General features: G+C 72.9%; 10 protein-coding genes. 8 read left to right on the top strand and 2 right to left on the bottom strand.

The annotated features are described in order from the left end of the window. The first annotated feature begins 1 nt into the window (after window position 1). Window positions 2-2,023 carry a SpoIIE family protein phosphatase gene (locus AB0J69_RS49125; RefSeq protein ID WP_364132837.1) on the top strand — a complete coding sequence of 674 codons (2,022 nt, stop codon included), beginning with the start codon at window positions 2-4 and terminating at the stop codon, window positions 2,021-2,023. On the opposite strand, the gene manD is transcribed toward AB0J69_RS49125, so the two are convergent. Beyond that, entirely contained in the window at window positions 2,024-3,232 is a 1,209-nt protein-coding gene (gene manD, locus AB0J69_RS49120) for a D-mannonate dehydratase ManD (protein ID WP_364132833.1), read from the bottom strand. A 34-nt stretch (window positions 3,233-3,266) separates the two neighbouring features. Further along, window positions 3,267-4,409 carry an ROK family transcriptional regulator gene (locus AB0J69_RS49115; protein ID WP_364132830.1) on the bottom strand — a complete coding sequence of 381 codons (1,143 nt, stop codon included), beginning with the start codon at window positions 4,407-4,409 and terminating at the stop codon, window positions 3,267-3,269. 203 nt (window positions 4,410-4,612) lie between these two features. Between AB0J69_RS49115 and AB0J69_RS49110 the strand changes: the two genes are divergently transcribed. The 7 genes from AB0J69_RS49110 to AB0J69_RS49080 all read left to right on the top strand — a co-directional run. Continuing rightward, on the top strand, window positions 4,613-5,932 hold the full coding sequence (locus tag AB0J69_RS49110; protein WP_364132828.1) for an extracellular solute-binding protein: 1,320 nt from the start codon (window positions 4,613-4,615) through the stop codon (window positions 5,930-5,932). Continuing rightward, window positions 5,929-6,840, top strand: a complete 912-nt coding sequence (locus tag AB0J69_RS49105; protein ID WP_364132827.1) for a sugar ABC transporter permease — start codon at window positions 5,929-5,931, stop codon at window positions 6,838-6,840. Before AB0J69_RS49110 ends, AB0J69_RS49105 begins: the two co-directional genes overlap by 4 nt. Next, a complete protein-coding gene (locus tag AB0J69_RS49100) occupies window positions 6,837-7,688 on the top strand; it encodes a carbohydrate ABC transporter permease (RefSeq protein WP_364132825.1) in 852 nt (283 codons plus the stop codon). Before AB0J69_RS49105 ends, AB0J69_RS49100 begins: the two co-directional genes overlap by 4 nt. Window positions 7,689-8,079: 391 nt before the next feature. Next, window positions 8,080-9,228, top strand: a complete 1,149-nt coding sequence (locus tag AB0J69_RS49095) for an inositol-3-phosphate synthase (protein ID WP_364132823.1) — start codon at window positions 8,080-8,082, stop codon at window positions 9,226-9,228. Between the two features lie 426 nt (window positions 9,229-9,654). After that, window positions 9,655-10,617 (top strand): SCO3242 family prenyltransferase, encoded by a 963-nt coding sequence (locus tag AB0J69_RS49090; RefSeq protein ID WP_364132820.1) that lies wholly within the window; start codon window positions 9,655-9,657, stop codon window positions 10,615-10,617. Then, window positions 10,614-11,621 carry a sugar phosphate isomerase/epimerase family protein gene (locus AB0J69_RS49085; RefSeq protein ID WP_364132819.1) on the top strand — a complete coding sequence of 336 codons (1,008 nt, stop codon included), beginning with the start codon at window positions 10,614-10,616 and terminating at the stop codon, window positions 11,619-11,621. Before AB0J69_RS49090 ends, AB0J69_RS49085 begins: the two co-directional genes overlap by 4 nt. After that, window positions 11,618-11,815 (top strand): hypothetical protein (locus AB0J69_RS49080; protein ID WP_364132818.1); only part of this gene is annotated, 198 nt, incomplete at its 3' end. The genes AB0J69_RS49085 and AB0J69_RS49080, both read left to right, overlap by 4 nt.

Below are 11,815 nucleotides of genomic sequence, written 5' to 3'. Positions count from 1 at the left end.
CATGGCCACACCCGCGGAGGAGGCGATACCGGCAGTCGTCCTGATCGACCCCGAGGGCACCGTGATCGGCTGGACGCGGGCCGCCGAAGAGCTCTCCGGGTACCGCGCCCAGGACATCCTCGACCGCCCCGCCACGACCCTGCTCCCGCAGGCGGACCGGGAGGACGCGGTCCGGCGGCTGGCCGCCCGGGAGCACTGGTCCGGGGTGGCCGAGATCCGCCACCGCGACGGCCACAGGGTCGTCGTGCGCGTCGAGGGGTCCCGGCTCGCCACCGCGCCGGGGAAGGACGTCTGGCTCGTGTCGGCCACGCCGGTGGTCGCGGACCTGTCGGGCGGGACGGGCACCCTGCTGGAGTCGCTCATCAGCCGCTTCCCCGTGGCCATGGCCATGTGGGACCTCGACCTGCGCTGCGTCTGGCTGAACGCGGAGGCTGAGCGCCTCAGCGACGTCTTCCCCCATTACCGGCTCGGCCGATCGCTGACCGAGCACATCCCAGGGGTGGACACCCGGGCCGCCAAGGAGGCGATGCGGAGGGTGCTCTCCGACGGCGAGCCCATGATCGACCGTGAGGCGCGCTGGACCTCGGCGGACGGCCGAGAGGAGCGTACGTTGTCGACCTCGCTCTTCCGCCTGGAAGGCGCGGACGACCGGCCGCTGGGCGTGTGCTCGCTCGCGCTGGACATCAGCCACAGCCGGGCCCGCGACCGGCTGGCACTGCTCCGCGAGGCGAGCATCCGGATCGGCACCACGCTCGACGTCGAGAAGACCGCGCAGGAGCTGGCGGATCTGGCCGTGCCGGTGCTCGCCGACTACGTCACCGTCGATCTCGCCGAGTCGGTCGTCCCCGGCGGCGAGCCCCTGCAGCGGCTGGCGTCCACGGAGGAGAGCATCCCCGTGTTCCGGCGGGCGGGGGTGGCCTCGGTCCACGGCGGGACCCCCGAATCCCTGTGGCCGCTCGGGCAGGCGGTCTTCGTCCCGCCGTTGTCGCCCTTCACCAAGGTCCTGGTCTCCGGCCGGTCCCATTTCGAGCCCGTCCTCGACACCTCGCCCGGCACCTGGCTCGACCAGGACCCGGATCGGGCGAGGGTCATCCACGCCACCGGGATGCACAGCCTGATCATCGTCCCGCTGCAGGCGCGGGGCGACATCCTGGGCGTCGCCGTGTTCGTCCGTCACGACAACGCGGCGCGGTTCATGCGCGACGACCTGATCCTGGCCGAAGAGCTGGCCGCCCGCGCCGCGCTGAGCCTGGACAACGCGCGCCGGTACACCCGCGAGCGCACCGCCGCGCTGGCGCTGCAACGTGACCTGCTGCCGCGCAACCTGCGCGGTGGCGACGCGGTCGAGGTGGCCTCCCGCTACCTGCCCTCCGGCGTGGGCGTCGGCGTCGGCGGCGACTGGTTCGACGTGATCCCGCTGCCGGGGGCCCGGGTCGCCCTGGTCGTCGGCGACGTGACCGGGCACGGCATCAACGCCGCCGCGACGATGGGGCGCCTGCGCACCGCCGTACGTACCCTGGCGTACCTGGGCCTGCCGCCCGACGAGCTGCTCGCCAACCTCGACGACTTGGTCGTGCGCCTGGCGGAGGAGGACGCCGGAGCCGACGGTCTCCCGCTCGGCGCCACCGGCGCCACCTGCCTGTACGCGGTCTACGACCCGGCCACCCGCAGGTGCACCATGGCCACGGCCGGCCACCCGCCGCCGGCGCTCCTGCACCCCGGCGGCGGCGTGACCTACCCGTGCCTGCCCAGCGGCACCCCGATCGGCCTGGGCCTGAGCTCCTTCAAGTCCATCGACCTCGAGCTCGATCCCGGGACCGTGATCGCCCTCTACACGGACGGCCTGATCGAGACCCGCGAGGCGGACCTGGAAGCGGGCATGGAGCGCCTCGCCGCCGCGCTGGCGCAGGGCGCGTCCCCGCTGGAGAGCCTGTGCTCCTCCGTGATCAGCACCATCGTGGGCGACACGCAGGCCGAGGACGACATCGCCCTCCTCCTGGCCCGCACCCGGGCCACCGGCTGATCACCAGTTGAACATCGTCCCGTCCTCCAGGCGGCTGACCGGCAGGTACGCCCGCTGATACGGGAAACGCCCGGCGAGATCGTCGCGATAGTCCACGCCCAGTCCGGGCGTGTCACCCGGATGCAGATAACCACCGGAAAAGGCGTAAGAATGCGGGAACACCTCATCCGTCTCCGCGGTGTGCCGCATGTACTCCTGGATGCCGAAATTCGGGATCGACAGATCGAAGTGCAGCGCGGCGGCCATCGCCACGGGGGAGAGGTCGGTGGCCCCGTGGCAGCCGGTGCGCACCTGGTGCACGTCCGCGTAGGCCGCGGCGGTGCGCAGGTGGGTGATGCCGCCCCCGTGCACCACGGTCATGCGCAGGTAGTCGATGAGATATTCGCGCAGCAGCAGGGTGGCGTCGTGGATGGTGCTGAAGATCTCCCCGACCGCGAGCGGCGTGGTGGTGTGCCCGCGGATCAGCCGGAAGGCCTCCTGCTGCTCGGCGGGGGCGACGTCCTCGAGCCAGAACAGCCGGTACGGCTCCAGGTCCCGGCCCAGCCGGCCCGCCTGGATCGGCGTGAGCCGGTGGTGGGCGTCGTGCAGCAGGTGGACCTCGTCGCCGTACTCCTCGCGGACGCGGGCGAACAACGACGGCACCGTGGCCAGGTATTTCTCCGTGCTCCAGAGGTCCTCGACGGGCAGGCCGGCCTCGGCGGGCTCGTAGAACAGCTCGCCCCGGCCCACGCCGTACGTCCCGGTCAGCCCGGGCACCCCGGCCTGCACGCGGACGGCCTTGTAACCCAGGTCGAGATAGCGCCCGACCGCCTCCGCCGCCTCCCCGGCCGTGGCGCCGTTGGCGTGCCCGTACACCAGCACGCCGGTCCGGCTCGCGCCGCCGAGCAACTCGTAGACCGGCACGCCGAGGGCCTTGCCCTTGATGTCCCACAGCGCCATGTCCACGGCGCCGATCGCGGTCATCGTGACGGGGCCGCGCCGCCAGTAGGCGCCGCGGTAGAGGAACTGCCAGATGTCCTCGATCTGGAACGGGTTGCGGCCGATCAGGCACGGGGCCACGTGGTCGCGCAGGTAGGAGGCGACGGCCAGCTCGCGGCCGTTGAGGGTGGCGTCGCCGAGGCCGTACACGCCCTCGTCGGTACGGATGCGCAGGGTGACGAAGTTCCGGCCGGGGCAGGTGACCAGCACCTCGACCTCGGTGATCTTCATACGCCCGGTCTCCGCTTCATGTGAGAGGTCCTCCTCAGTCGCTGCCGGTCACGAAACTCTGGATGGCGACCACCGCGCCGCCCCTGGCCCACTCGCGGAAGTCGTCGGCCTCGATCACCACGTCCACCGAGCCGGGCACGTCGCGCCGGTTCTCGGTGAGGGCCCGGGCGAGGTCGTCCTTGGCGATGCGGGCCAGCTCCACGCCCTCGCCCGCCAGGATCACCGTCTTGACCATCGAGATCGTGGCGACGTGCCCGATGAGGCGGCCGAGCGCCTGCGCGGCCTCGCGGACCACGCCGAGGCACACCCGGTCCCCCTCCGTGGCCAGCCGCATGACCTCGTCGTACGTCACCGTACGCCGCAGCGCATGCCCCGCGGTGGCCTCCACGGACCAGCCGGACAGGTAGGCGGCGGCGCACCCGCGGTGACCCTCCGGGCACATCGGGCCGCCGGGCTGCAGCACCAGGTGGCCGAACATGCCCAGGTCGGCCTCGGTCGCGGCCACCAGGTGGTCGTGCACGATGAGGGCGTAACCGATCCCCGCGCCGATCGTGACCAGCGCGAAGTCGCGCAACCCGCGGCCCGGCCCGAACCAGTGGTGCTGGTGGGCCAGCGCCGCCACGTCGTTCTTGACCACGCACGGGACGCCGAGCGCGCGCTCCATCAGCGGCTTGAGCTCCACCTGCCACCAGCCCAGGTAGGGCGCGTCGACCAGCCGCTCGCCGCCCACCTGCGCGGAGGCGCGGGCGTTGCCGCCGACCGTGACGCCGGCGCCGACGAGCGCGCCGGCCCCGCCCGACAGCTCGTCGAGCAGCCGCTTGGCCTGGTCGCACACGGCGCTCGGGCTGTGGTCGCCGATGGGCTCGTCGCGGGCCGCGACGATCTCGGCGCGCAGGTCGGTGACGACGGCGTACACGCGGTCGGCGGTCAGCTTGAGGCCGAGGAAGCGGTGCTCGCCGGCGGCCACGTCGAGCGGGCGGGTCGGGCGGCCGTTGACCGGGTCGTGCACCACGTCGCCCTCGACCAGCAGCCCGGCGTCGACCATGGGCTTGGTCAGCCGGGTCAGGCTGCCGGTCGACAGGTGCAGGGTCCTGGACAGCGCGGTCCTGGACTGGGGGCCGTGGATGATCAGCTCCTTGACGATGGAGCGCGCGGCGTCGGGAAGGGCGTCCCACATGCCGACCCATCTTCGGGCCCCGACCGCCATCAACGCCACCCCTCCCAGATTGGTTTCGCCGCAAAGCTAACATGTCCGCCCTGTAACCGTAGCCGCACATAACACTCCTGAAATCTCTGCACAAGTAGTGACATAGAACTCACTTTTCCCTAGGTTGGCTTTCTTGCAAAGCCAACTTTTGCTTTGCACGGAAGGGGACGCGGATGCGTATCAAGGGAGTCTCCGGCCCGATCGCGGCACTCGGCCTGGCCGTTCTGCTGGCCGCCTGCTCGTCGGGCACGAACGGCGGCGCCGGGAGCACGGCCACGCAGGCGGCCGAGACCGGGCCGGTCACGCTCCAGCACTGGTGCTGGAGCGCGGGCCAGAAGCTCAAGGTCGAGGCGTTCAACAAGGCCCATCCGAACATCCAGGTACGGCTCACCGACGCCGGCGGCGGCACGGACACCGCGGCCAAGCTGCTCACGGCCGGCCGGGCGGGCAACGCTCCCGACACCGCGTGCCTGGAGTACCAGACGCTGCCCGCCATGATCGTCGCCGGGGCGCTGGCCGACATCTCCGCCCACACCGCCGACGTCAAGGACGCCTTCAGCCCGGAGGTGTGGACGCTCACCAGCTTCGACGGCGCCGTCTACGGCATCCCGCAGGACGTCGGGCCGATGGTGATGGTCTACAACAGGAAGCGCTTCGACGAGCTGAAGATCGAGCCGCCCGCCACCTGGGAGGACTTCGCCAAGGTGGCCGCGGACGTGCGCGAGAAGGACCCCGAGGCCTACCTCGCCACCTTCGCCCCCGCCGAGTTCGGCAACTTCGCCGGGCTCGCCCAGCAGGCCGGCGCGTCCTGGTGGAAGATCCAGGACATGACGTGGACGGTCGGCATCGCCGACGTGCCCTCCCTGGAGGTGGCCGGCTTCTGGCAGGGGCTCATCGACAAGGACCTGGTCAAGGCGGAGCCGCTGCTCACCCCCGAGTGGAACAACCAGCTCAACAAGGGCAAGATCCTCAGCTGGCCGAGCGCTCTGTGGGCCCCGGGCGTGCTCTACGGGATCGCGGAGAAACAGGCCGGCGACTGGGCCATCGCGCCCCTGCCGCAGTGGACCAAGGGCGACAGCCGGGTGGCCTTCCAGGGCGGCAGCGCCATCGCCGTCACCAAGAACTCCCAGCACGCCCAGGCCGCCGCCACGTTCGCCAAGTGGATGAACACCGACAAGGCGGCCTACGACATCCAGATCGCCGAGGGCGAGTACCCGGCGTCGCTGGCCGGCCAGCAGGCCACCAGCAGCAGCCCGCCGCCCAAGCTGGTGGCGAACCAGAAGGACTACTGGGAGATCGCGGCCAAGGCCGCCCAGAGCACGATCCCGCACATCAGCTGGGGTCCCAACGTCAGCACCGCCCAGAGCGCGTTCCAGGACGCCGCGGCCGCCGCCGTCCGCGACAAGACCCCGCTGGCCGAGGCGCTGAAGAAGACGCAGCAGACCGTGGTGGACGACATGAAGGCCACGGGCTTCAAGGTCGCGGGCCCATGAGCACGCAGGCCGGCGCCCGCGGGTCGCGGGCGCCGTACCTGTTCGTCGCCCCCGCCGTGCTGCTGTTCGTGGCCTTCCTGGCGGTCCCCATCGGCTACGCGGTCTACCTCAGCGCGCGCGGCCTGCGGCTGACCGGCAAGGGCATCTTCGGCACGCGCGAGGAGGTCTTCGTCGGGCTCGACAACTACGCCAGGACGCTGACCGACCCCGAGTTCCTGGCCGGCTTCGGCCGGCTCGCGCTGTACGGGCTGATCAGCGTGCCGCTGACGCTCGGGGCGGCGCTGCTGTTCGCGCTGCTCCTCGACCACGCCGGGTCGCGCGCCCGCCGGTTCTCGCGTACGGCGATCTTCCTGCCGTACGCCATCCCCGGGGTGACGGCCTCGCTCCTGTGGGGCTTCATGTACCTGCCCTCCACCAGCCCCTTCAGCTACCTGACCCGCGAACTGGGGCTCGGCGGGATCCCGTTCCTCGACGGGGGCGGCATCTACCCGTCGCTGGCCAATATCGCGGTCTGGGGCGGCGTGGGCTTCAACATGATCATCATCTACACGTCGCTGCGCGGCATCCCGGCCGAGCTGTCCGACGCCGCCCGCATCGACGGCGCCTCCGAGTGGCGGATCGCCTGGCACGTCAAGATCCCGCTGGTGGCGCCCGCGCTCGTGCTCACCGGCCTGTTCGCGCTCATCGGCACGCTGCAGGTGTACGGCGAGCCGACCACGCTGAAGCCGATGACCACGGAGATCTCCCAGTCCTGGGTGCCGCTCATGCAGATCTACCGCGACGCCTTCCTCCGCGACGACCTGCCGCTCGCCTCGGCCGCCTCGGTCGTCCTGGCCGTGGGCACCCTCGTCGTCTCGGTCGTGCTGCTGCGGATCACCCAGCGGCGGGCGTTCGGAGGCATGCAATGAGAGCCCACGCGCTCCCGCACCACCGGGCCAGGATCCTGCCCACCCTCGTCCTGCTCGCCGGGGCCTTCTACTGCCTGGTGCCGGTCGCCTGGGTGGTGGTGGCCGCGACCAAGTCGAGCACGGAGCTGTTCTCCACGTTCACGTTCGCCCCCGGCACGGCCCTGCTGGACAACCTGCGCGACCTGTTCGCCTACGGCGACGGCCAGTTCCTGCTCTGGGCCGCCAACAGCGCCCTGTACGCGGGCGCCGGCTCCGCGGCCTCGACCCTGATCTCGACGCTGGCCGGGTACGCCATGGCCAAGTACGACTTCCGCGGCCGGACCGTGCTGTTCTACGCGATCCTGGCCGGCGTGCTCCTGCCCGGCATGACGCTGGCGATCCCGCAGTATCTGATCATGTCGGAGACCGGCCTGGTCGGCGGCTACTGGTCGGTCCTGCTGCCGGGCCTCATCTCGCCGTTCGGCATCTACCTGGCCCGCGTGTACGCCACCGCCTCCGTGCCCGACGCCACGCTGGAGGCGGCCAGGATCGACGGCGCGAGCGAATATCGCATCCTGGGCGCGATCGGGCTGCGCATGATGCTCCCCGGCATGGTGACGATCTTCATGCTGCAGTTCGTGGGCACGTGGAACAACTTCCTGCTGCCGTACATCATGTTGTCGGACGAGTCCAAGTTCCCGATCACCGTGGGCCTGTACACCCTGCTGTCCAAGGGCTCCTCGGAGCCCGCCCTGTACGGCATCGCCATCGTCGGCGCGGCCGTGTCGGTGATCCCGCTCATCGCGCTGCTGCTGTTCCTGCAGCGGTTCTGGCGGCTCGACCTGCTCAGCGGCGGCCTGAAGGGCTGACCTCCGCACAAAACCCGCCCGCAGAACGTGAACAAGATTCGGCTCCTTCTTGAACGGCGGCGGTTTCCAGCGGATCCTGGTCTCTGAGTCCGATCATCACAAACGTCTTACGTCTCATGTTCACCTCGACGTCCGGTGGCTGCCGGGGCACCGCCTCGGCCACGAGCAGACCTTCACCCGCGAGGGGAAGGCTTCCTGGAAGCGATCGCCACCGGCACCGGCACCCGAGCCGCCTCTCCGGCGACGGCTCGCGGGTGCTGCGCGTGCCGGACCGCGGTCGGGGACGAGCGCGCGGTTCGCGGGAGCCGCCTGACCTCTGTGGAGGATGTGTGACGAGGCCGATCAGGCGTTTCACCGGCCGGTGCGCCGGCCAGCGCGCGGAGGAGACCCCATGAGAACCGGAGCATGGCTGATCGGGGCACGCGGCTCGGTCGCCGTCACCAGCATGGTCGGAGCGCTCGCCATACGGGCGGGCCTGGCCGCGCCCACCGGATGCGTCCTGGAGTCGCCCGGGTTGCGCGACCGGATCCGGCCCGGCATCGGCGACCTGGTCTTCGGCGGCCACGACATCACCTCCGTCCCGCTGGACAAGAAGGCCGCCGAGCTGGCCGAGGCGGGGGTCGTGCCGTCCCCCCTCGTCCTGGCCGTGCGGAGGGAGCTCCTCGCCGTCGACCAGCGCGTACGGCCGGTGCCCACCGCGCCCACCCAGGCCGAGGCGGCCCAGGCCATCGGCGCCGACCTCGACCGCTTCCGCCGCGTGCACGACCTGGACCGCGTCGTCGTCATCAACGTCTCGACCACCGAACCCGTCCCGCCGCCGCACCCCGCCCACGACGACCTCGACGCGCTGCGCGCCGCGCTGGCCGGCCCGGAGGCCATCCTGCCGCCCAGCGCGCTGGCCGCGTACGCCGCCCTGCTCGCCGGTTGCCCGTACGTCGACTTCACCCCCTCGACGGGCGCCCGCCTGCCCGCGCTCGACGCGCTCGCCCGCGAGCGCGGCCTGCCGTACGCCGGCCGCGACGGCAAGACCGGCGAGACCCTCGTCAAGTCGGTGCTCGCCCCGATGTTCGCCCAGCGCAACCTGAAGGTCCGCACCTGGTCCGGCGTCAACCTGCTGGGCGGCGGCGACGGTGCCAACCTCGCCCAACCGGGCGCGAACGCGGCCAAGGCGGCCAGCAAGCAGCGCGTGCTGGCCGAGACGCTCGGCTACACGCCGCAGGGAGAGACGCGCATCGACTACCTGGAGGACCTCGGCGACTTCAAGACCGCCTGGGACCTCGTCACGTTCGAGGGCTTCCTCGGGACCGGCATGCGGATGGAGTTCACCTGGCACGGGTGCGACTCGGCACTGGCCGCGCCGCTGATCCTCGACCTGGCCCGGCTCACCGCCGCCGCCCACCGCGCCGGACGGGCCGGGCCGCTGACGGAGCTGGCCTTCTTCTTCAAGGACCCCCTCGGAGAGGTCCCGCACGGGCTGGCCGAGCAGTGGCAGGCCCTGCACGACCTTGTCACCACTCTCGGCCCCGAGGCCACACCGTGACCCGGCGGTCCGCCGTGACTCCGCCATCCGCCGTGCCGTCAGGCGTCATGACGCCATCCGCCGTGCCGCCGGGCCCGGTGACGTCAGGCCCGGTGACGTCAGGCCCGGTGACGTCAGGCCCGGTGACGTCAGGCGCCGTGACACCGCTCCGCCGTGACCCCGGTGCCCGCCGTGACCCCGGTGCCCGCCGCGCCGCGGGCACCGGCCCGGGCGTGGCAGCCCGAGCGTGGCAGAACGTCTCGCGGGGAAGTGGAAAGACGCGGCAACGGCCCGGCACGGCTGGACCCGTGCGCCGGGGCCGGTGGCGAGGGACGGCGTGGCGTCGGGCCGGCACTGTTTCGGCCGGCACGGTCCCGGCCGGTGCTGTGCTGGTCGCGGGGCCCCGAGCGCGCCGGCGTGGGAGGTCCTGTTGAGAGGGGAGTGCCGATGACGGCCCTGCGGGACCTGCTGGAGCTCGTCCGGGCGCCGGCCGCGCTGTCGGTCCCGGGCGACGTGGTGGCGGGGGCCGCGGCCGGGCGGGCGCTCGGCGGGCGCACGCTCGGCCTGGCCTGCTCCTCGGTCTGCCTGTACTGGGCGGGGATGGCCGCCAACGACTGGGCCGACCGGCACCTGGACGCCGTCGAGCGGCCCGAGCGTCCCATCCCGTCGGGCCGGGTGCCGCCGAGCACCGCCCTGGCCCTGGCCGCCGGGCTCACCGTCGCGGGCGTCGCCATGGCGGGGCTCACCGGGGGTCGCCGCGCGCTGGCGGTCGCCGTACCGCTGGCGGCGGCCGTCTGGACGTACGACCTGGTCGCCAAGAACACCTCCGCCGGACCCCTCGCGATGGCCGCCTGCCGGGGCCTCGACGTGCTGCTGGGCGCCACCCCCGGCCGTCACCTCGCCGCCGCGCTGCCCTCCGCCGTCACCGTCTCCGCCCACACCTACCTCCTGACCGACCTGTCCCGTGGCGAGACGTCCGGCACCAGCCGCCTCCGCCCCGCCGCCACCCTGGCCGCCACCCTCGCCCTGGCCACCACCGCCGCCCCCCGCCCCCTTCCCCCGACCTCCCTCCCGGCCACCCGCCGCTCGTCCGGCTCGGGACCACTCCCCGCAGCCCGTCACCCGTCCGGCCCGAGCCCCCTTCCCGCCACCGGGCGGCCCGTGGCCGGCGCTGTCGCGCAGGCCGGGCTCGCCGGCTGGTACGCCGCGCAGTTCGGGTCCCCGCAAGCCCGTGCCGTCGCCGATCCCTCGGCGGCCCGGGTGCGCGCCGCCGTCACGGCCGGGATCGTCAGCCTGCCCGCACTCCAGGGCGCCCTGGTCGCACGGGCCGGCGCGCCCCGTATCGGTCTCGCCCTCGCCGCGGTGGTCCCGCTGGCCCGCCGCCTGGCCAGAAAGCTGTCCCCGACATGATCCGATTCGGCTACGGCACCAACGGCTTCGCCAACCACCGCCTCCCCGACGCCCTCGACGTGATCGCCGATCTCGGGTACACCGGAGTGGCCCTCACGCTCGACCACCACCACCTCGACCCCTACGCCGACGGGCTGGGGCAGCGGGTGGCCAAGGTGGCCGACCGCCTGCGTACGCTCGGCCTGGCCGTGGTGGTCGAGACCGGCGCCCGCTACCTGCTCGACCCGCGCCGCAAGCACGCCCCCACCCTGCTCGACGACGACCGCGACAAGCGGATCGACTTCCTGCACCGGGCCGCCGCCATCGGCGCCGACCTGGGGGCCGAGGCGGTGTCGTTCTGGTCGGGGGTACGTCCCGCCCACGTGCGTCCCGAACTGGCCTGGGACCGGCTGGTGGAGGGGTGCGCGCGGGTCCTGGAGGGGGCCCGCGGCCTGCCGCTCGGGTTCGAGCCCGAGCCCGGGATGCTCGTCGACACGATCGCCGGCTGGCACGCGCTGCGCCGGGCACTCGGCGGGCCGGACGGGTTCGGCCTCACGCTGGACATCGGCCATTGCCGGTGCAACGAGCCCGAGCCGGTGCCCGACTGCGTCACAGCCGTCGCCGAGCACCTGGTCAACGTGCAGATCGACGACATGCGCCGGGGGACGCACGAGCACCTCGAGTTCGGGGAAGGGGAGATCGACTTCCCGCCCGTGCTGCGGGCGCTGGCCGCCTCCGGCTACCGGGGCCTGGTGGCCGTCGAGCTGCCGCGCCACTCGCACGCCGCCCCCGACGTGGCCGCCCGCTCACTGGCCTTCCTCCGCCACGCCGAGCAGGTATCCCTGCACCCGGCAGAGGCACCCGCTTCCGCCTGCGGGGACGAGCGGGCGTCCCAGCGCCCGCCTGAGGTGCATGCTTCCGCCCGTGAGGGTGAGCGGGCGTCCGTGCGCCAGGCCGGGGTGCCTGCTTCCGCCCGTGAGGGTGAGCGGTCCGGACCGGGTGCTGTCGAAGGTGGGGGTGTGTGATGTCGACCGAGGGCCTGCGGGCCGCGCTCCGGGGCACGGCGCACTGGGCGTGGCTGGACGGCGCGCTCGTGGCCGCCGCCGAGCAGCCCGGGACGGTGGGCCGGGCGTTCGCCGCCGCCGGACGGCGTACCGGACGGGCGCCGCTGCCCGACGCGCCCGGCTGGACGGCCGACGAGGCGGCGCGGACGCTGCTG

It is taken from the genome of Nonomuraea sp. NPDC049709, assembly GCF_040674815.1.
Taxonomy (GTDB): Bacteria; Actinomycetota; Actinomycetes; order Streptosporangiales; family Streptosporangiaceae; genus Nonomuraea.
The sequence above is the reverse complement of the archived record's forward strand: the minus strand, read 5'-3'. Positions and strand labels throughout refer to the sequence as shown.

What these genes read in the sequence shown, in the direction of transcription:
- AB0J69_RS49125 (WP_364132837.1), top strand. Translation starts at nt 2, where the DNA reads ATGGCCACACCCGCGGAGGAGGCGATACCGGCAGTCGTCCTGATCGAC.
- manD (WP_364132833.1), bottom strand. Translation starts at nt 3,232, where the DNA reads ATGAAGATCACCGAGGTCGAGGTGCTGGTCACCTGCCCCGGCCGGAAC.
- AB0J69_RS49115 (WP_364132830.1), bottom strand. Translation starts at nt 4,409, where the DNA reads ATGTGGGACGCCCTTCCCGACGCCGCGCGCTCCATCGTCAAGGAGCTG.
- AB0J69_RS49110 (WP_364132828.1), top strand. Translation starts at nt 4,613, where the DNA reads ATGCGTATCAAGGGAGTCTCCGGCCCGATCGCGGCACTCGGCCTGGCC.
- AB0J69_RS49105 (WP_364132827.1), top strand. Translation starts at nt 5,929, where the DNA reads ATGAGCACGCAGGCCGGCGCCCGCGGGTCGCGGGCGCCGTACCTGTTC.
- AB0J69_RS49100 (WP_364132825.1), top strand. Translation starts at nt 6,837, where the DNA reads ATGAGAGCCCACGCGCTCCCGCACCACCGGGCCAGGATCCTGCCCACC.
- AB0J69_RS49095 (WP_364132823.1), top strand. Translation starts at nt 8,080, where the DNA reads ATGAGAACCGGAGCATGGCTGATCGGGGCACGCGGCTCGGTCGCCGTC.
- AB0J69_RS49090 (WP_364132820.1), top strand. Translation starts at nt 9,655, where the DNA reads ATGACGGCCCTGCGGGACCTGCTGGAGCTCGTCCGGGCGCCGGCCGCG.
- AB0J69_RS49085 (WP_364132819.1), top strand. Translation starts at nt 10,614, where the DNA reads ATGATCCGATTCGGCTACGGCACCAACGGCTTCGCCAACCACCGCCTC.